The sequence below is a fragment of the Pandoraea sp. LA3 genome (assembly GCF_022696215.1).
Lineage (GTDB): Bacteria > Pseudomonadota > Gammaproteobacteria > Burkholderiales > Burkholderiaceae > Pandoraea > Pandoraea capi.
In genome coordinates, this window is sequence record NZ_PTPY01000031.1 from 38,810 (window position 1) to 58,637 (window position 19,828).

The following is a 19,828-nucleotide window of genomic DNA, read 5'->3' on the forward strand; positions in this document are numbered from 1 at the left end:
CACGCCAGCGCGCGCCCTGTTCTCAAGCAGTTCTCAATGACATGTGACGGCGCCGCACCGGGCCGTCACGCGTTTTCCAGCATTTCGATGCGCTGCGCGATGTCTTCCTCGGCGCGCGCAATGAACATCAGTTGTCGCACGGCTTCCGCCGCCGGTTGCCAGGCCGCACTGTTCAGCCAGTCGCCCAGCTTGGCGAGTCGCACACGACGGTCGTCGCGCAAGGACTTGGCGAGGGCATCGAGCGCACCGACGTTGCGCGCGGCAACGGCGTCGTCGATCGCCTCGCGCCACTCCATCTGTTGCATCAGGAAATCGGGGGCCATCGCGGTGTTGTTCTCCGCGCCCACATCGATGCCCTGCAACGTCAGCAAATAGGTTGCACGCTGGAGCGGGTCACGCAGCGTACGGTACGCGGCGTTCGCCTGCGCAGCCCATTGCATGGCCACGCGCCGTTCGGCATCGCTCGCGCTCGCAAATCGATCCGGATGCACGCGAGATTGCACGGCACGGTACGCCGCCTCAAGCGCTTCGGTATCGAGCGCGAAGCCCTGCGGCAGATCGAACAGCGTGAAGTAGTTGTCAGTCAATGCACTCATCGCGCCCGCTTAATACGTTTAATACGTTGGACCTACGTCCGGGCCAACATTCGGCCCGTAAAAAAAGCGGCTCGCGCCGCCTTGCTGCCTACGCTACTGCCCTTGCCTGCAAAAACCAGCAACCGGGGTATCCCGTCCAGTCACTCGTCGGACGGCTCACCACGCTCGCATTTCCGGCAAGGTAATTCGCTCCCGAGCATCGCTTCACGACCTGCGGCACTCTGCGTCCATGTCCGGATCTGCCATGGGGGAAGATGCCTGACATGTTGTCCATGCCCACACGCCAGTCGCGCAACCCATTGGCCTTCGTCGTCTTGCCGAAAACCGATGATCTTGCGTGATGGTGGCAATACCGCAGGCATTGCCACCGTCGCGTCAGACGCGGAACGACTCACCGCAGCCGCACTCGTCCTTGACGTTCGGGTTGTTGAATCGGAACCCTTCGTTCAGGCCTTCGCGCGCGAAGTCCAGCTCAGTGCCGTCGATGTACGGCAGACTCTTCGGATCGACGATCACCTTCACGCCGTGGCTTTCGAAGACCGTATCTTCGTTCGCCACGTCGTCGGCGTACTCCAGCTTGTAGGCCAGGCCCGAGCAACCGGTCGTCTTCACGCCCAGTCGCAGGCCCACGCCCTTGCCGCGCCGCGTCAGATAACGCGAAACGTGCTGCGCGGCCTTCTCGGTCAATGTAATGGCCATCTTGCCTGATTCCTTATTCGTCGCGCCGCTTACGCAGCCTTGGCCGTTTCGGCCGTCTGGCCGTGCTTCTGCTTGTAATCGGCGACCGCCGCCTTGATGGCGTCTTCAGCCAGAATCGAGCAGTGAATCTTCACCGGCGGCAGCGCCAGTTCCTGCGCGATTTCGGTGTTCTTGATCTCGAGCGCCTGATCCAGCGTCTTGCCCTTGACCCACTCGGTCACGAGCGACGACGAAGCGATTGCCGAACCGCAGCCGTAGGTCTTGAACTTGGCGTCTTCGATCACGCCGGCTTCGTTCACACGAATCTGCAACTTCATTACGTCACCGCAGGCCGGCGCGCCGACCATGCCCGTACCGACGGCGTCGTCGCCCTTCTCGAACGAACCGACGTTACGCGGGTTTTCGTAGTGATCCAGAACTTCTTTGCTGTACGACATGGCTAACTCCTTGAATACTCAGTGTGCGGCCCACTGGATCGAATTCAGATCGACCCCGTCCTTGTACATTTCCCACAGCGGCGACAGATCACGCAGCTTGCCGATCTTGCTCTTGAGCAGTTCGACCACGTAGTCGACTTCCTGCTCGGTCGTGAAACGACCCACCGTGAAACGAATCGAGCTGTGCGCGAGTTCGTCGTTGCGACCCAGTGCGCGCAAAACGTACGAAGGCTCGAGCGAGGCCGACGTGCACGCCGAACCCGACGACACCGCCACGTCCTTGATCGCCATGATCAGCGATTCGCCTTCGACAAAGTTGAAACTGATGTTCAGGTTGTGCGGGACACGTTGTTCCATGTCGCCGTTCACATACACCTCTTCCATTTCCGTCAGACCGGTCAGCAAACGATCGCGCAGCATACGCACGCGCTCATTCTCGACGGCCATCTCTTCGCGCGCCAGACGGAAGGCTTCGCCCATCCCGACGATCTGGTGCGTCGCCAGCGTGCCCGAACGCATGCCGCGCTCATGGCCACCGCCGTGAATCTGCGCTTCGATACGCACACGCGGCTTGCGACGCACGTACAGCGCGCCGATACCCTTCGGGCCATACGTCTTGTGCGCCGAGAACGACATCAGGTCGACCTTCAGTGCTGCCAGATCGATCGGCATCTTGCCGGTGGCCTGTGCGGCGTCGACGTGGAAAATGATGCCCTTTTCACGGCAGATTTCGCCGAGCGTGCCGATGTCCTGAATCACGCCGATTTCGTTGTTCACGGCCATGATGGACACGAGAATCGTGTCGGGGCGCAGCGCCGCCTTGAAGACGTCCAGATCCAGCAGACCGTCATCCTTGACGTCGAGATAAGTGACTTCGAAGCCTTCGCGCTCGAGTTCGCGCATCGTGTCGAGCACAGCCTTGTGCTCGGTCTTCACGGTGATGAGGTGCTTGCCCTTGCCTTGATAGAAATGCGCAGCGCCCTTGATGGCGAGGTTGTTCGACTCGGTCGCGCCCGACGTCCAGACGATTTCGCGCGGATCGGCGTTCACCAGCTTGGCCACTTCCTCACGCGCCTCTTCCACCGCCTGCTCGGCAGCCCAGCCGAACGAGTGGCTGCGCGACGCCGGGTTGCCGAACTGCTCACGCAAGTAGGGCAACATCTTGTCCACGACGCGCGGGTCAATCGGCGTCGTGGCGCTGTAATCCATGTAGATGGGGAGGTTGAGGGTGTCGTTTTTCATGGGGTGCTCCAGGATCGTGCCGTGGCGCCTGTTATGAACGGGCCATATCAAAGACCGAATTGGGGATGCGCGTCGTAATCGTCTGGTTGCTGTTACCGGACTCGCGCGTGTCGCGCAGCACAGCCTGCTGTGCCTGCTTGCTGCGCTGCTGCTCGACCAGGTCGCGCAGCGAAACGGAATCGAGATACTCGACCATCTTCTGGTTGAGTGTCGCCCACAGCTCGTGCGTCATGCAGTGACCGCGATGGCCGTCCTGGCCCTTCTCGCAATTGCCCTTGCTGCCGCACTGTGTGGCGTCGAGCGGTTCATCGACCGCAATGATGATGTCGGCGACGGTCACCTCTTCTGCGCGGCGCGCAAGGCTGTAACCACCACCCGGCCCGCGTACGCTCTCCACGATTTCGTGGCGGCGCAGCTTACCGAACAGCTGTTCCAGGTAAGAGAGGGAAATTCGCTGACGCTGACTAATGCCCGCAAGCGTCACGGGACCCGCGTCCTGGCGCATGGCCAGGTCGATCATCGCCGTGACGGCGAAACGGCCTTTCGTGGTAAGTCTCATGATGATGCAGGGGATTAATCTCGACTATTTTCGTCAAGTATAAATTCCCTACGAATTTAGTCAAGTACTTCTGGCCCATTTTTTGCGGAAGTTCCCCTATCCGTCCGGGCAACTTCCTAAACTTCTTATTTTTCGGGACGAGGGTCCATCCGCGGGGAGCGCAGAGGGAACAGCAGTACCAGAGGATTGCGCAGTACGGCGCGCCAAATGGCACGGTGAATTTGCCGACGGTCACCCAATCGCAGTGGACGCGATCTGAGCGCCATGTGGAATGCTAACGCAAAACTGACACCCACGTTGAGCAGGGCCATCGACCCGACACCCGCGACAGCCAGCCAAAGCGCCGAGTCATGCAGCACCGGCAGGCCCAACACCCCGATCGACGTCGCGATCGAACCCGTCGACAGCGTCACGTGCCGGACTTCGAAGGGCAGCGCGAAAGCCGTCAGAATCGCCGGCACCAGGCCTAGCATGAAGCCAAGCGTCAGATTGCCCAGCACCGGCGCAATGTGACGTCGACACCAGTCTGCCAGCCTTGCCGCTCCGTTTCGCCCGAAGACGAAGCGCAAGCGACGGTTGTAGGCGAGGACATCGCCGATGCCATGCAACGCGAACCAGTTATCCGCCCAGCCCGAAATCAGACTGGAGCACCACAGCAATACGCCGGTCAGTGCCGCAAAGAACGGCGTCACCCCCAGGATCGAGAACGAATGCAGCGTTGCCTGCGCTTTTTCCGGCGTGATGGTGTTGACCCCCAGCGCTGCCGACACGGCCCACTGCACCAGAAAACAGAACGGGAAGACCATCGCCAGATTGCCGAAGATGGCCGCGGCCTGCGTCCGCACGAGTGCCAGGACTTCGCCAACGAAGGCGTCCATCCCGGCCGGCGTATCGACGTCGTCGAGCTTGCTCGCAATCGCCGGCGCCGTCATCGCAGGCTGCTTGGTCGCCAGCGTGAAATGGCAGAAGTGCATGAACAGGAAGCAGATCGCGTAGTTCGCGCCGGCAAGGAAGCCCTCGACGACCGTCGGCAGATGCGCCCCCGCGATCATGAACTTGATGTAGACCGTCACGACGGTCACCAGACCACCGCCGCAGGCCATTTTCAGCATCGAAAAGTATTCGCTGCGGTTCCTCGCGATGTAGTGCTCACCGGTCTCGGCGCTACGCTCGACCACCTTGCGCGCCAGCAATCCAAACGAGGTCCGCGCCAACTCACCGACACTCTGGCTTGCCTTGTTGGCCCGCACCAGATCGGCGAGAAGACGAACGCGAGCAACGGCCCTATCGCCGCGATCACCGTCCGTCAGCCAAGCCTCCAGCAAACGCTCGAGCCGTCGAATTCTCGCTTTGGCACGCTCGACCTGAAACACGATGTCAACGCTGACACCGTTCTCGTCGAGATGCGCGTACACCTGCCGCACGGCGAGGCCGCAATTGTCCAGTAGTGCGCGAAAGACGTTGATCTGTTGCACGAAAATCTGCGATGGCGGCGCCCCATGCGCGAATGCCTGACCGGCATCTTCGAGCGCCTGCATGGCGCGTCCGAGCCGGTAGAACGGCGAATCGTTGACGCGCGAATATGTCAGACGCGAACGCACCGCCTGCGACAGTCCGGTCGATGCAATCTGATCAACCAGATGATGCATTGCGGCAAGCAGATCCTCGGCGAACGGGTTCCAGTCGGCCTCGGCGTCCTCGTCCTCGCCGTAATGCAGCAGCGCGATGAGATCCCCCAGCAGTTCCGGCGGCAACGCGCCAATCCAGTCGGCCGCGTCGCCGTCGGGAAACATCAGCGAGCACAGCGCCGAAAGGTCGCGCCGCGTTGGCGGCGGCGGGATCAGCGCCTTTTCTATGCGCTCGACCAGCGCGCCCCAGAATCCCGGACGCACCGGCATACCGGTATCACAGAGGAGCGAAATCGCGTCGCTTTCATTAATGACGCTACGCAGCGTGCGCGCCACTGGCAATCGCCACTGTGGATTGCGATCCAGCATTTGCAGCAGGTAGCGCAGGCGCGTATGCGGACGATATCTCGCCGCCTCCCCCTCCTCCCGCGCGTCGTTCACCAGGGCGCCACGCTTCTGCACCCAGTGCGCCAATTCGATCAGCCATTGGTTGCGAACCGCCAGCGGCGCCGAAGGATCGGCGTGTGCGAGCAGTTCGTCGAGTTGATGGCCAGCGTGACGTGATGCACGCCATTTACGCCAGTACGAATTGAGCGAATTGAACATCGGTGAAAGAACGCGCGAAGAAAAAACGGGAAATGATCGGGATGACGAAAAGACGAAATTCCACGCGGCGCGAGCGACCTCTTGCATGCGGGGCCAGCATCATAGCCTTGAAAGCGGATTTCCCGAAACCGTCATGCCGACATTGATCAGTCCGCACCCTGCTCATCGTGCGCTGCGTCTCAGGCGCTCAACGCGCCTTTCCCAAATGCACGAGCAAGCCATCGAGACCATCTTCAATATAGTCGAGCACGGTCTCGAAACCTTGTGCGCCACCGTAATACGGATCCGGCACTTCCGTGGCGTCGTGATGCGTCGCAAAGTCCATCAATCGCACAATCTTGTGACGATACTGAGCCGGACATCGCGCCACCAGGTCGGCAACGTTGGCGTCGTCCATCGCGACGATCCAGTCGAAGCGCTCGAAATCGTCAGCCTCGACGCGACGCGCCCGCAACGCACTCAGGTCGTAGCCGCGACGCTGCGCGGCCTCCTGTGTCCTGGCATCGGGCGCGTGACCGATGTGATAGCTGTGCGTGCCTGCCGAATCGACGTCGACGATCTCAGCCAGACCGGCTTCCGCCAAACGGTGACGAAAAATGCCGTCAGCACTGGGTGAACGGCAAATGTTGCCCATGCAGACAAATAAGATTGATGTCTTTTTCATTGAGATCAAATATACAAAACCCACGCGCTCAGCAACAGCTGCAAGAACGTTCTGTTGCGACTTAATGAGGTCAACTCACTTATCCGTTTTGCACACGATGGGCCTGCGCCCCGCGAACGCGACATACTGAAATAGCACACGATGTGAGAATAACTGCAGGCATCGTCGGCCACCGGGAAAATCCGGCACTCTGACAGTCAATGGGGTGGTACGGCGGCTATCTTACCGAAACGGTATCTGACACCTAGCGAAATGCCTGCGACGACTGGCACGGTGAGCATCTGCACGCAACATCTGATATTGATAGCCTCGATGAACTTTTTGCATCAATGCGTGGCAATTGAGCCCGCAGGCGCGCACCGTGAAGCAAGAAGGTAGAATCCCGCCTACTTAAATTCAGACTCCCGAACCGGTTCGCGGAGAATAAGTGAATCTCCGGCGATGGCAAATACATACTACAAGCACATCGACGGGCTGCGCGCGATTGCCGTTCTGTCCGTCTTTCTGTACCACTTGGGGTTTCCGGCGATGACCGGCGGATTCGTCGGCGTCGACATATTCTTCGTCATCAGCGGGTATCTGATCACTGGCATCATCCTGCGCGAGTTGCAGGAGACGGGACGCTTCAGTTTCGTCGCCTTCTATATCAGACGCGCCAAGCGCATATTCCCCGCGCTCGCCTGCACGCTGCTGGTGTCATTCTGCATCGGCGTCTGGCTACTAGTCCCCGCAAAGTTCACCCCGTTCGGTGGCACGTTGGCGGCCGCGGCAGCTTCCGTGTCAAACATCTTCCTGCTCAAGCAGGCCGGGTACTTCGACATCTTCTCGAAGTCCAATCCGCTGCTCCACACCTGGTCGCTCGGCGTCGAGGAGCAGTTCTATATTTTCTGGCCGGTGCTGCTACTCTGCGCGCACCGACTGGTGAAAAGACGATGGGCTGCACCGGCTGTCATTGCGGTCGTCGCGGCCGCAAGCTTCTACCTCAGCCTGCACCACCTCTCGACTCATCGAACTGGCATTTATTACCTCGTCCAGTATCGTGCGTTCGAGTTTTGCATCGGTGCGGCCGTGTTATGGCTCCCGAGGCTTGAAGTCACCCGCAAGCGGTGGACGCTCGAAATACTGTGCGCGCTCGGATTCGTTCTAACGGTCATTGCGCTCGTCACCTACAACGAGTCCACCGTCTTCCCGAGCTACAACGCCATTCTTCCCGCCGTGGGCGCTGCCCTTCTGATCTATGCCGGCGAGGCGAAGTGGAGCGGCGCACTGCTGCGTTGTCGCCCCGCCGTGTACGTCGGCCTCGTCAGCTATTCACTCTACCTCGTGCACTGGCCGTTGATCGTATTCGTGAAGACGTTCAACGAGAATATGGACGGCACATATGCGCTCCATGAGTGGCAGCCCACAGGCATCTTCGTTGCTGCGATCCTGATTGCATCACTAATGCACAAATACATCGAGCAGCCGGCACGTCATATGCGCACCTCGATGAAGCGGTCTCAGGCGATGTTTGCCGGTGGATGGATCGCAGCGCTCGGCTGCATCGGCGCATTGGGGGTAAGTGTCTATCTCAGCACGGGCTGGCTATGGCGTGTGGACCTGCCCATTGCACTGCGCAATACCGCTTCGATCAACGAGTTTTCGACGAAGTATTGGGGCGGCGCGGGCTTCGAAGGTGGCCTGATTCACCAAGGCAAAGATGCCGCGCCAAACATCGTCATCATGGGCGATAGCCATGCTGGCATGCTATTCACCGGCATGGTCAACGAACTCGCCAAACCTTTCGATCTGACCGTCTTTAGCGCTACAGGCGGCGGTGGAGGGAAATTCGATTCCGCCCTGCTACTACCCGGCACGACGCGTCTCGCCGAAAACCAACCGTCCTTCGACGCATCGACCCGGAATGCGAATGCAGAAGTGTTGCAGCAATTGGCGCGCTCTTCGAGTTCCGTGTTCATCTACTCGGCAGCCTATACCGGGCAGCTCCCGGAGGCCGCCGATCTCGTCACCCACAAAGCTTGGGATATTCGCCCGGACCGCGATTTGGAGTCGTCAAAATATGCTCCGTTCGTCGCCGCACTTGAACGCATGCGCATTGCCCTTGACGGAAGAAAATTCATCATCGTCGGAGATGTGCCGGGCTCGTCGAAATATCGGGTGCTCTCCTGCATCGCGCATTTGAAATGGTTCCCGCGCCCTCTCTGTTTGCCCGAACAATCACGGCTGGAACATCAGGCAGCTCTCAATGTCAACAAGGTGCTCAGAGCTTACGCCGAGACTCACCGCGGTGTCTTTTTTATCGATCCATATGATGCATTCTGCAACGAGACTACCTGCCGCAATGTCGACTCAGATGGGATGCCACTCTATTCGGACATCCATCATTTGACACAGGCCGGTTCAGAGCTGCTTTTTGCCAGAATTAGTGACCACATCATGCGCATTATCGGGAAACAATCGGTCTCCGCGAACACGGAAACGCCCCGGTCGACGCCTATGGCAAATTGAATTGGCATCGGTATGCTGCAGCAATGCTTGTGGGTTAACCACACAGACAAACCGTGCGAGGGCTTTTTCGTAAGGATCAAATGCCCAAAGTGCCCCCGCCCACCTAACACGATCAACGACTTACCACGTCTTTTGCCACCAATCTACGCATTGGTTTCAACATCAACCGGATAGACAATCCCCCTGAAAGGAAAGAAAATGTGGCCCAACGCACGTTAGATTTTCTTTCCATTTCCGGCATGGATATCGCGCACTGGATCAGGGCAAGCCGGGAGGCCGCCCAACTCAAGCAGGGCGACCTCGCGGAAAAACGCAAGAAAACGCGGGGTAACATCTCCGCATGGGAAAACGGACGGCATGAACCCAGCTTCAGCCAAATACTTGAAATCTCGCGTATCACGAAGCATGCAGTGCCAATCCCCGGACTGGGGAGCTCACAATTTGAAAACGATCCAGCCCCAACGCCCGGACATCGGCGAGTGCCCCTGATTGACCGTACATGGGTGGCACAAATGGGCCAGACGACTGAAGCATTTGTGCCGTTCCCGCCGAATGTTGCATTGGCTCATCTGCTCACAGACGTTGAACTGTCGGACCATGCGTTCGCCCTCAAAGTCGAGGGCCGCTCAATGGATCCTCAGTTCCACGAAGGAGACCCTCTGATAGTCGACCCGGCGATGGCACCGCTGCCCGGTGATTTCGTTATCGCCACGAGCGATCACGAGGTGGCGACACTCAAGAAGTACAGGCCGCGAGGCATCAACGCGAGTGGACATGATGTGTTTGAACTAGTACCGCTCAACCAGGATTACGCGACCATCAATAGTGAGTACGAGAAAGTGGTAATCATCGGCGTTGTCATCGAGCACCGACAGGTATTGCGCCGGTAGTAGAAAACGCCTCGGCGTCCCGATCGATTGCGGCACGACGTGACAAGCCTCAATTGATGACACGCCTACGCTCATTCCAACCCGTCCATCTCTCAACACTGCGCGCTCGTACAAACGCGCAATCCAAGTACCCAGAATGCGATCAACTCTTACAAAACATAAAATTTTCGCGGCACTTCTCGTCGTTCTACTTATTGGGTTGTTCGCCTACAACTTCAATCATGGAGAGCGAATTCAGTTTCAGGATGGACTTGGATGGGATGGTTCACTGTATGCCGGCTGGGCCCAAACAAACTCGAAAGAGCTCATCCTGAGCAAGACGGTGCCGGCCTATTACGTCGGGCGGCTCCTTCCTTCCGTGATCATTCACAACGTCAGTGGTCTGCTGCACTACGACATTAGTTACCCTGTACGCGTCATCCACGCGTTTTATATCTATAACTTTGGCCTTCTCCTGATTGCAGGATTCTTTACCTATCTGATCGGGCGTCATTTCGAGTGGCGCTTACCCACCTATTTTCTCGCCGGCACTGCGCTTTTCATCAACTACCCTGTTCTGAAAAATGCTTCGTACAACCCGACCCTGGTCGACATTTCGGCATACGTGATCAGCCTGGTAATTTTCTACTTCTATCTTCGCGATCGCGTAGTGCCCCTCGCGCTTTCCATCATCATCGGCGCATTCATCTGGCCGACGCTGCTCTACGGCACGATACCGCTTCTCGCATTTGGCAAGGCCCCCTTCAAGAGTGATCGCGTCAAGATACCGGCCAACGTTCTTGCCCTCCTCATCCCGGTTCTCTGGATGGCGCTCGCTGGATACCTCTATTTTTTCGAAGGGCTGCGTCAGCAGAACGGCACGACACCGATTCGCATGGCGCTCTTTCCGGCCAGTGTAATTCTGCTGATGGCGTACATGTATTTCGTGGTGCGTCCGTTTACCGATGTCGGCGCCTGGTTTTCGGCGCTGCGAGTCGTGCGCTGGTATCGCGTGGCCCTGGCTGCAATCATTTTTGCGATCATTAAATGGGTCATCGGCACCGTTGCGGCTCAGGGCGGCGACCCGCTGACGATTACGTCCTACATCGGCCTGCTTACCCAAGCCTCCGTCGCGAATCCGCTTGTAAACGTGATCGCACACGCTCAGCATTACGGGCCCTTCTTTGTCCTCGCCATCATTTTGTGGCCGCAAGTCAGTTCGATCGTGAAAGAGCAAGGCGCCGGCCTCGTCTTCTATGTGGCGCTTTTCGCACTGCTTTCGGCGGGCGCCGAGTCGCGCCAGTTCATCAATGCGTGGCCGATCGTCGCGATCATTGTTTGCGAGGCGTTGCGCCGTCGAATGGGAACCGCTGGAGACTGGGCCTTCAACTACAGTATCCTCGCCATCGCGCTTGTGGTCTCTCGTTTCTGGCTTGATATCAATGTCGGCCCATGGACAGGCAAATTGCTCGAATTCCCGGATCAGATGCTTTTCATGTACACCGGCCCATGGATGTCAAATCGCATGTATGAAGTATTCGTTGCCGTGACTGTTTTGATGACGGTTGCGCTGATCGCACTGTTGCGCAATCTTCAGCCGAGCGCTGCCGGCAATCGATCGCCCCAACACTGAGATACGCCGTGAAAAAACTCTCGATCATTGTTCCAGTTTATTTCAATGAAGGATCGTTGCCGGATCTCTTCACAAAAATGGGCGGCGTCCGTAAAGAGCTTGCCGCCCGCGACATGGAGCTGGAACTGATCTTCGTCGATGACGGGTCTGGCGACGGTTCGCTCGCCTTGCTCAGGCAGTACAAATCCACGCAACCTGACGTCCGCGTTATCAAGCTGAGCCGCAATTTCGGAGCTATCAGTGCCGTAAAAACGGGGGTGACTTACGTTACCGGGGATTGTTTCCTTTTTCTCGCGGCGGACTTGCAAGACCCTCCTTCGCTGATTCCGGAAATGGTCGATCACTGGCTGTCCGGGAAGAAGTATGTGATCTGCGCACGAACCGATCGCGAAGACCCGCTTTCATCAAAGCTTTTCGCCAAGATTTACTATCGAATGCTGAGATCCTTCGTGATCGCGTCCTACCCGGAAAAAGGATTCGATCTTGCACTGATGGACGCAATGTTTTTGCCGTACTTGAGAGACAGCGGAAAGCACGTCAATTTCCCGCTGTTCCCATACTGGCTCGGCATCGAGCCTTATGTGATCCATTACAAACGCATTGCGCGCGAACACGGCAAATCGAGATGGACTTTCGGCAAGAAGCTGAAACTCATGATTGACTCGATATTTTCGTTCTCTTTCGCACCTGTCAGAATCATTTCTTTCACCGGTGCGACGGTCTCTTTTTTCAGTTTCGCCTACGGAATACTCGTTCTTATCAGTGCGTTGCTGGGCAAAGTGGCCGTACCAGGCTTCGCGACGATTGTCTGCCTGATTTCATTTCTGCTGGGCCTGATCATCGTCATGCTCGGCATTATTAGCGAGTACGTGTGGAGAATTTTTGATGAAGTCAACAAGCACCCGTACTCCGTGGTGGAAGAAGTTTTTTAGCCGGGAGTTCGCCCGCTTCCTCTTGGTTGGGGCGACTAACACCGGCTTCGGGTACGTGATTTATGCGGTATGTTTGACGTTCGTAGGATATAGGTTGGCTTACACAGTATCCTTCGTTCTGAGCGTGATCTTTTCATATTGGTTGAACTCGCACTTCGTCTTCAAGGTAAAGATGTCGGTGGCGGGACTGTTGAAATTTCCGCTTGTGTACGTGGTTCAGTATCTGGTCGGCATCGGACTGATGTATGTGCTCGTCGGCAAGCTGCAGCTCTCACCTTACCTGGCGCCAATTGCCGTTGTCGTGCTCACGATTCCGATCACTTTCCTGATGTCCCGAATCCTCATCAGGGGAAGTCTTTCGGGTTGAGTGATCCGGCTGGAGACGGCGCCCGATGCCGTCTCCAAAGCTCTGGCCCCCGCGCGGGCTCCGTTCCCCCTATATGCCCCAAACTCACGCAGAATCGAGCCGACCAAACGCGCGATAGAATTTCCATACGCTATCGGCAGTTATTCTCGCACCCAATGGATCGTTAATCGGTCAAACGGGTGTCGCATCCGTTATTACTCTGCCCTTTGCGCTAAACAGCGGAACACTTACTTTGCGCCCGGCACACCGCCTCCCTTCGGCCCCAGTTCCGCCTCGCTGGCACCGTCGGTGCCGAACACGAGCGCCTTGACGTGCAGCAACTGGTCGCGCACCTTCGCGGCCTTCTCGAACTCCAGGTTGCGTGCATGCTCCTGCATCTGCTTCTCGAGCTTCTTGATCTCGCGCGCCAGCTGCTTTTCCGACATGTCCTGGTAATGAGCCTGCTCCTTGGCTTCCGCCAATTCCGCTTTGGCGTCCTGCGGATCGTAGACACCATCGATGATGTCCTTGATGCGCTTTTTCACGCCCTGCGGCACGATGCCGTTCGCTTCGTTATGCGCCATCTGCTTCGCGCGGCGACGCTCCGTCTCGCCGATGGCGCGCTTCATCGAATCGGTCATCTTGTCTGCATACAGGATGGCCGTTCCGTTCACGTTACGTGCAGCCCGCCCGATCGTCTGAATCAATGACCGCTCGGCGCGCAGGAAACCCTCCTTGTCTGCATCGAGAATCGCAACCAGCGACACTTCCGGAATATCCAACCCCTCACGCAACAAGTTGATCCCAACAAGTACGTCGAACGCGCCCAGACGCAAGTCGCGAATAATCTCTACGCGCTCAACGGTGTCGATGTCACTGTGCAGATAGCGGACTTTCACGCCGTTGTCCGACAGATACTCGGTCAGTTGCTCCGCCATCCGTTTCGTGAGCGTGGTCACCAGCACACGCTCCTCAACCGCTACGCGCTTGTTGATCTCCGACAGCACGTCGTCCACCTGGGTACGCGCCGGGCGGACATCGATGATCGGGTCGATCAGCCCGGTCGGACGCACCACCTGCTCGACCACCTGCCCCGTACGCTTCGCTTCGTAATCTGCGGGGGTCGCCGAGACGAAGATGGCCTGACGCATCTTGCGTTCATACTCGGCAAACTTGAGCGGACGGTTATCGAGCGCCGATGGCAAACGGAATCCGTAATTGACGAGGTTCTCCTTGCGTGCCCGGTCACCGTTGTACATGCCGTTGAACTGACCGATGAGCACATGTGACTCGTCGAGGAACATCAGGGCGTCCGGCGGGAGGTAGTCGACGAGCGTCGGTGGCGGCTCGCCCGGTGCGGCGCCGGACAGATGCCGCGAGTAGTTTTCGATGCCCTTGCAGAAACCCAGCTCCTGCAACATTTCCAGATCGAAGCGGGTACGTTGTTCAAGACGCTGCGCCTCGACCAGCTTGCCGTCCTTATAGAAGAAGTCGAGCCGCTCGCGCAATTCGTCCTTGATCGTCTCGATCGCCCGCAACACCGTATCTCGCGGCGTCACGTAGTGTGAGGACGGATACACCGTGAATCGCGGCACCTTCTGACGCACACGCCCCGTGAGCGGATCAAACAACTGCAACGAGTCGACTTCGTCGTCGAACAACTCTACACGCAAGGCCAACTCGGCATGTTCAGCCGGAAACACGTCGATGGTGTCGCCGCGAACGCGGAACGTCCCTCGGCCAAAATCCGTTTCGTTACGCGTGTACTGCATCGCAATCAGGCGGGCGATGATTTCGCGCTGCCCCAGTTTGTCGCCCTGGCGCACGGTCAGGATCATCTGGTGGTACTCGCTCGGATTACCGATACCGTAGATGGCGGACACCGTAGCCACGATCACCACGTCTCGCCGCTCAAGCAGACTCTTCGTCGCCGACAGACGCATCTGCTCGATGTGCTCGTTGACCGACGAATCCTTTTCGATGAACAGGTCGCGTTGCGGAACGTACGCTTCCGGTTGGTAGTAGTCGTAGTACGAGACGAAATACTCCACCGCATTCCGCGGGAAGAACTCGCGAAACTCCGAGTACAACTGCGCCGCGAGCGTCTTGTTCGGCGCGAACACGATAGCGGGACGGCCCAGACGGGCAATGACGTTGGCCATCGTGAACGTCTTGCCTGAGCCCGTCACGCCAAGCAGGGTCTGAAATGCCAGCCCGTCCTCAATGCCCTCCGCCAGTTGCGCGATGGCCGTGGGCTGATCGCCTGCCGCAGGAAACGGGCAGTAAAGCTGATAAGGCGAATCCGGGAACGTGAGGAACTTGCTTTCGTCGAGATCGGTGTCAGCCGCAGGGGTCATGGCGGGGGCGCGAACATGAGGGACGTAATCTGGCATTCTAGCGCGTCGGACGATTCCCTGACGCCAATGGGTTACGTCGAGGCGTCCCCCGGGGCTTTCGTCAATTTCTGGCAATACGTGGCACTTTTCGTGCCGAAAAGGCACGATTTCGTGCATTACGGGCCGGTGTTTACCACAAGGGCGGGTAATCTTCGCTAAAATAGCCCGCTGGGCCGATCCTGCGTAAGTTGCGGCCGTCCCGCTGCATTTTCCTACTACCTGCCTCGAGCCGTCGAAATGACCCTCTTTTCCGCTGTCGAACTCGCCCCGCGCGACCCCATTCTTGGTCTGAACGAAGCCTACAACGCCGATCACCGCACCGATAAGGTGAACCTGGGCGTCGGCGTGTATTTCAATGCGGAAGGCAAACTGCCGCTGCTCAAGGCTGTGAAGGCAGCGGAAGAACAACGTGTGGCCGCCGGCCTGCCGCGCGGCTATCTGCCGATGGAAGGCATTGCCGCCTACGACAAGGCCGTGCAGGAAATGCTGTTCGGCAAAGAATCGCCGGTGCTGGCCGAAGGCCGTGTTGTGACTGCCCAGGCGCTGGGTGGCACGGGCGCACTGAAGATCGGCGCTGACTTCCTGAAGCAACTGAACCCGAACGCCACGGTCGCGATCAGCGATCCTAGCTGGGAAAACCACCGCGCCCTGTTCACCACGGCCGGCTTCAACGTCGTTTCGTACCCGTACTACGACGCCGCATCGCATGGTGTAAACATCACCGGCATGCTCGACATGCTCGGCAAGGAACCGGAAGGCACGATCGTCGTGCTGCACGCTTGCTGCCACAACCCGACCGGCGTCGACCTGACGATGGACCAGTGGGCGCAAGTCGTGGAAGTCGTGAAGGCCCGCAAGCTGGTGCCGTTCCTCGACATCGCCTACCAGGGCTTTGGTGACGGCATCGATGCCGACGCCGCCGTGGTGCGTCTGTTCGCCGCGACCGGCCTGAACTTCTTCGTCTCCAGCTCGTTCTCCAAGTCGTTCTCGCTGTACGGTGAGCGCGTTGGCGCCCTGTCGATCGTGACGGGCAACAAGGACGAATCGGCCCGTGTGCTCTCGCAACTCAAGCGCGTGATCCGCACCAACTACTCGAACCCGCCGACGCATGGTGGCTCGGTGGTCGCCGCCGTTCTGGGCAACGCCGAACTGCGCGCCCTGTGGGAAGAAGAACTTGCCGAGATGCGCGAGCGCATCCGCGCCATGCGTCTGGCACTGGTCGAGAAGCTCCGCGCCCAAGGCGTGGACCGCGATTTCTCGTTCGTGATCAAGCAGCGCGGCATGTTCTCGTACTCGGGCCTGACCGCCGACCAGGTCGAACGTCTGCGTGAAGAGTTCGGCATTTACGCCGTGAGCACCGGCCGCATCTGCGTGGCTGCGCTCAACGACAAGAACATCGACCACGTGGCATCGGCCATCGCGCAAGTGCTTCGCTAAGCCCTTGAGTCGCACCCGATGAGAAAGCCCGCCATTCGGCGGGCTTTTTTTATTCCTCGCATTGTTGCATCGCAGCAACGATAGTTAATAACAATGGCCTGAATAAGCTAAGACTATCGGGATGATGCGGAAATGCCATATATCAGGGTTATGCTGCGTTGCACAGCCGCGATAAACGGTTGCATAATTCCCCCATCATCCGCCTCAGGGCACACAACATGCTGTATCAGATTCATGAGTACAACCGCGCGTGGCTGAATCCCCTCACCACGTGGGCAAAGGCGGCGGCGACAACTTTCGTCAACCCGGGCAGCCTGCTTGCCATGATGCCGGGCGCCCCCCGCATCGCCGCCGGATACGAACTCCTCTACCGGCTCGGCAAGGATTACGAAAAGCCCGAATTCAATATCAAGGCAGTCGAGGTCGACGGTCACAACATCCCGGTCGTGGAAATGACCGCGATGGAGAAGCCGTTCTGCCGCCTGCTGCGTTTCAAACGGTACGCAGACGACGCCAGTGCTGTCGGGCAGCTCAAGGACGACCCGGTCGTGCTGGTCGTGGCCCCGCTGTCTGGCCACCATGCTACGTTGCTGCGCGACACGGTCTCCACGCTGCTCAAGGACCACAAGGTGTACATCACCGACTGGGTCGACGCGCGCATGGTGCCGCTTGAAGCGGGGGCGTTCCATCTGGACGACTACGTTGCGTACATTCAGGAATTCATCCGGCACATCGGCGCCGAGAACCTGCATGTCATTTCGGTCTGCCAGCCGACGGTGCCGGTGCTCGGCGCAATCTCGCTCATGGCGTCGAACGGCGAGAAGACGCCCAGGACCATGACGATGATGGGCGGCCCGATCGATGCTCGCAAGAGCCCGACGGCCGTCAACTCGCTGGCAATGAACAAGTCGTACGAGTGGTTCGAGAATCACGTGATTCACGCGGTGCCGGCGAACTATCCCGGCGCGGGCCGTCTGGTCTACCCGGGCTTCCTGCAACACGCGGGCTTCGTTGCCATGAATCCGGACCGCCACCTGAAGTCGCACTGGGACTTCTATCTGGATCTGATGCGCGGCGATAACGACGATGCCGACTCGCACCGGCGCTTTTACGACGAGTACAACGCCGTGCTCGACATGTCGGCCGAGTACTACCTCGATACCATCAAGACGGTGTTCCAGGATTTCAGTCTGGCACGCGGGACGTGGGACGTGGCCGGCGAGCGAGTGCGCCCGCAGGATATCAAGACCACGGCGCTCTTCACCATCGAGGGCGAGTTGGATGACATCTCGGGTAGCGGTCAGACGCAAGCCGCGCACGAGCTGTGCACCGGGATTCCGGCCAAGCGACGCGCGCATTTCACCGCGCCGAAGTGCGGGCATTACGGGATTTTTTCCGGCAGCCGCTGGCGCAACGTGATCTATCCGCAGATCCGCGACTTCATTGCGAAGCACGCCTGAGCGTCGTGCGCTGATCCCCGTTCGCGAATGCTGACAGTCATACCAAAACCGCCGCGTGAGCTTCGGCCCACGCGGCGGTTTTGTTTCCAGGCCAGACGCCTAAGCCGCAGGGTGCGGCCTGACGATCATCGCGTACGCAACGAATCCAGCAGCATCTGCGTATTGAACGACGAGTACGTCTTTCGCGCCTCGTCGCTCATGACATCGCGTCCCATGACGATGGAAAGCGTATGCCGGTTCGACATCACGTAATAGCCCATAGCGGAAATCGTCACGTAGAGGTCGACAGGGTCGATGCCTTCTCGAATCTCCCCGCTGATCTGGCCCCGTTTGAGGGTCTGGGAGAGCAACTCTACGATCGGCGAGACTTGCTGACGAATCTCCGTCGACTGACGCATCGACTTCGCTTCGTGCAGATTCTCGTTGTTGATGAGCTGGATCAGTTCCGGATGGTCGGCGTAATAGTCCCACACGAAGTGGGCCAGTTCCGCCACGGCATCGAGCGGTGCCAGCAGGTCGAGCTTCAGCCCATGTTCGGCACGGTTGAACTCGCCATAGACCTCTTCAAGCACTGCCAGATATAGCTGGTCCTTGTTGCCGAAGTAGTAATAGAGCATGCGCTCGTTGATCTCGGCTCGCCGTGCAATGCTGTCCACGCGCGCACCACTCGAACCACGTTCCGCAAACTCCTCGATCGCAGCGGCAAGAATCCGCTGGCGGGTGCGTTCCGGGTCACGTTTGATCTTGGTTTCTAGTGTTGTCATGATCGGCCGGTCGTTCTCATCGGGCGGAATTATGGCACAACGGTTTCAGTGTTTCTGCAAAATGCAGGATAATTCGACTTTCTGCCGAATCCCCCACAAAAGACGTGTCCGAAGTCAGCGCGCTCGCTCAGCGCATCGATGCCCTATTGCCCCAGACGCAATGCACCAAATGCGGTTACGCCGGTTGCCGTCCGTACGCCGACGCCATCGCCAGTGGGCAAGCCAGCTATAACCAGTGCCCGCCGGGCGGCGCCGAAGGCGTGGAACGTCTTGCGAAGCTGCTCGGCCGCCCCGTCATTCCGCTTAACCCGGAGAACGGCGTCGAGCGACCGCGTCCTCGTGCCGTCATCGACGAATCATTGTGCATCGGTTGCACATTGTGTATTCAGGCCTGCCCGGTCGACGCCATCGCCGGTGCCGCAAAACTGATGCATACGGTGATCGCCGATCGCTGCACGGGCTGCGATCTCTGCGTACCGCCCTGCCCGGTCGATTGCATCGAGATGGTACCGGTCACCGGGGATCGCACGGGCTGGGACGCCTGGTCGCCGGCACTGGCCGACGAGGCACGCACCCATTTCGAAGCGCATCAGGCGCGTCTGGCCAAAGACAAAGCCGAGCGCGAGGCGCGTCTCGCCGCACGGACAGCGCGTGTCGAACCGGGTGCAGCGGGTGCACCGACTCCACCGGCCACGCCCACCGCGTCGCCAGGAAACACGGTCGCAACGCAATCCACGCAGACCGCTGCGGCCGTACCAGTGGCACCACAAGGCACTTCGCAAACGCCCCCGGCGGCCGATGACGCTGCGGCAGCCGCCGCACGCAAGCAGGCGATCATTCAAGCGGCGCTGGAACGCGCCCGTCAGAAGAAGGCGGCACTGGCTGCCGAAGGTCTCGGCCCGAAGAACACCGAAAATGTTTCTGCATCGGTGCAGGCACAGATCGACGAGGCGCAAGCGCGTCGCAGGCGACTGGGGCTTGAAACCGACAGCCCGGACAACGACAAGGCCTGAACGAGCGGCACCACGCTTGGACGCCATCCCCATCAATAA

18 protein-coding genes are annotated in these 19,828 nt (G+C 58.9%); 8 read left to right on the forward strand and 10 right to left on the reverse strand.

The window, feature by feature from the left end; translation table 11 throughout:
* Positions 1–65: 65 nt before the first annotated feature.
* The 8 genes from hscB to C5N93_RS12235 all read right to left on the reverse strand — a co-directional run bounded on the left by hscB (position 66) and on the right by C5N93_RS12235 (position 6,431).
* A complete protein-coding gene (hscB, locus tag C5N93_RS12200) occupies positions 66–596 on the reverse strand; it encodes a Fe-S protein assembly co-chaperone HscB (protein ID WP_242559461.1) in 531 nt (176 codons plus the stop codon).
* A 140-nt stretch (positions 597–736) separates the two neighbouring features.
* Entirely contained in the window at positions 737–958 is a 222-nt protein-coding gene (locus C5N93_RS12205) for a DUF3565 domain-containing protein (RefSeq protein WP_150721465.1), read from the reverse strand.
* A 13-nt stretch (positions 959–971) separates the two neighbouring features.
* On the reverse strand, positions 972–1,295 hold the full coding sequence (gene iscA / locus C5N93_RS12210; RefSeq protein WP_069341690.1) for an iron-sulfur cluster assembly protein IscA: 324 nt from the start codon (positions 1,293–1,295) through the stop codon (positions 972–974).
* Positions 1,296–1,324: 29 nt separating this feature from the next.
* Complete coding sequence (iscU, locus tag C5N93_RS12215; RefSeq protein WP_047907598.1) at positions 1,325–1,732, reverse strand: Fe-S cluster assembly scaffold IscU; 408 nt, start codon at positions 1,730–1,732, stop codon at positions 1,325–1,327.
* 18 nt (positions 1,733–1,750) lie between these two features.
* Positions 1,751–2,974 (reverse strand): IscS subfamily cysteine desulfurase, encoded by a 1,224-nt coding sequence (locus C5N93_RS12220; RefSeq protein ID WP_069341691.1) that lies wholly within the window; start codon positions 2,972–2,974, stop codon positions 1,751–1,753.
* Between the two features lie 31 nt (positions 2,975–3,005).
* Positions 3,006–3,533: a Fe-S cluster assembly transcriptional regulator IscR gene (gene iscR / locus C5N93_RS12225; protein ID WP_069341692.1), complete on the reverse strand. Its 528-nt coding sequence runs from the start codon at positions 3,531–3,533 to the stop codon at positions 3,006–3,008.
* 125 nt (positions 3,534–3,658) lie between these two features.
* On the reverse strand, positions 3,659–5,767 hold the full coding sequence (locus tag C5N93_RS12230; protein ID WP_242559462.1) for a site-specific recombinase: 2,109 nt from the start codon (positions 5,765–5,767) through the stop codon (positions 3,659–3,661).
* Positions 5,768–5,954: 187 nt separating this feature from the next.
* Positions 5,955–6,431, reverse strand: a complete 477-nt coding sequence (locus C5N93_RS12235; RefSeq protein ID WP_242559463.1) for a low molecular weight protein-tyrosine-phosphatase — start codon at positions 6,429–6,431, stop codon at positions 5,955–5,957.
* A gap of 441 nt (positions 6,432–6,872) precedes the next feature.
* Here C5N93_RS12235 and C5N93_RS12240 point away from each other — a divergent pair, with 441 nt between their 5' ends.
* The 5 genes from C5N93_RS12240 (at position 6,873) to C5N93_RS12260 (ending at position 12,740) form a co-directional block, all read left to right on the forward strand.
* Positions 6,873–8,939 (forward strand): acyltransferase family protein, encoded by a 2,067-nt coding sequence (locus C5N93_RS12240; RefSeq protein WP_242559464.1) that lies wholly within the window; start codon positions 6,873–6,875, stop codon positions 8,937–8,939.
* Between the two features lie 200 nt (positions 8,940–9,139).
* Positions 9,140–9,829, forward strand: a complete 690-nt coding sequence (locus tag C5N93_RS12245) for a LexA family transcriptional regulator (RefSeq protein WP_242559465.1) — start codon at positions 9,140–9,142, stop codon at positions 9,827–9,829.
* Between the two features lie 136 nt (positions 9,830–9,965).
* Positions 9,966–11,441: a hypothetical protein gene (locus C5N93_RS12250; protein WP_242559466.1), complete on the forward strand. Its 1,476-nt coding sequence runs from the start codon at positions 9,966–9,968 to the stop codon at positions 11,439–11,441.
* 8 nt (positions 11,442–11,449) lie between these two features.
* The gene (locus C5N93_RS12255) at positions 11,450–12,373 is read left to right on the forward strand and encodes a glycosyltransferase family 2 protein (RefSeq protein ID WP_242559467.1); all 924 of its coding nucleotides are present in this window, start codon (positions 11,450–11,452) and stop codon (positions 12,371–12,373) included.
* Positions 12,327–12,740: a GtrA family protein gene (locus C5N93_RS12260; protein WP_150721458.1), complete on the forward strand. Its 414-nt coding sequence runs from the start codon at positions 12,327–12,329 to the stop codon at positions 12,738–12,740. Before C5N93_RS12255 ends, C5N93_RS12260 begins: the two co-directional genes overlap by 47 nt.
* A gap of 227 nt (positions 12,741–12,967) precedes the next feature.
* Here C5N93_RS12260 and uvrB read toward each other — a convergent pair whose 3' ends face one another.
* On the reverse strand, positions 12,968–15,076 hold the full coding sequence (gene uvrB, locus C5N93_RS12265) for an excinuclease ABC subunit UvrB (RefSeq protein WP_242559468.1): 2,109 nt from the start codon (positions 15,074–15,076) through the stop codon (positions 12,968–12,970).
* A gap of 276 nt (positions 15,077–15,352) precedes the next feature.
* Here uvrB and C5N93_RS12270 point away from each other — a divergent pair, with 276 nt between their 5' ends.
* Both C5N93_RS12270 and phaZ read left to right on the forward strand, forming a co-directional pair.
* Positions 15,353–16,552: an amino acid aminotransferase gene (locus C5N93_RS12270; protein ID WP_150721456.1), complete on the forward strand. Its 1,200-nt coding sequence runs from the start codon at positions 15,353–15,355 to the stop codon at positions 16,550–16,552.
* Positions 16,553–16,770: 218 nt separating this feature from the next.
* Positions 16,771–18,012, forward strand: a complete 1,242-nt coding sequence (phaZ, locus tag C5N93_RS12275; protein ID WP_150721455.1) for a polyhydroxyalkanoate depolymerase — start codon at positions 16,771–16,773, stop codon at positions 18,010–18,012.
* 125 nt (positions 18,013–18,137) lie between these two features.
* Here phaZ and C5N93_RS12280 read toward each other — a convergent pair whose 3' ends face one another.
* Positions 18,138–18,776, reverse strand: coding sequence for a TetR/AcrR family transcriptional regulator (locus C5N93_RS12280; RefSeq protein WP_069341702.1), 639 nt, complete (start codon positions 18,774–18,776; stop codon positions 18,138–18,140).
* A gap of 104 nt (positions 18,777–18,880) precedes the next feature.
* Here C5N93_RS12280 and rsxB point away from each other — a divergent pair, with 104 nt between their 5' ends.
* The gene (gene rsxB, locus C5N93_RS12285) at positions 18,881–19,789 is read left to right on the forward strand and encodes an electron transport complex subunit RsxB (protein ID WP_242559469.1); all 909 of its coding nucleotides are present in this window, start codon (positions 18,881–18,883) and stop codon (positions 19,787–19,789) included.
* Positions 19,790–19,828: the final 39 nt, after the last annotated feature.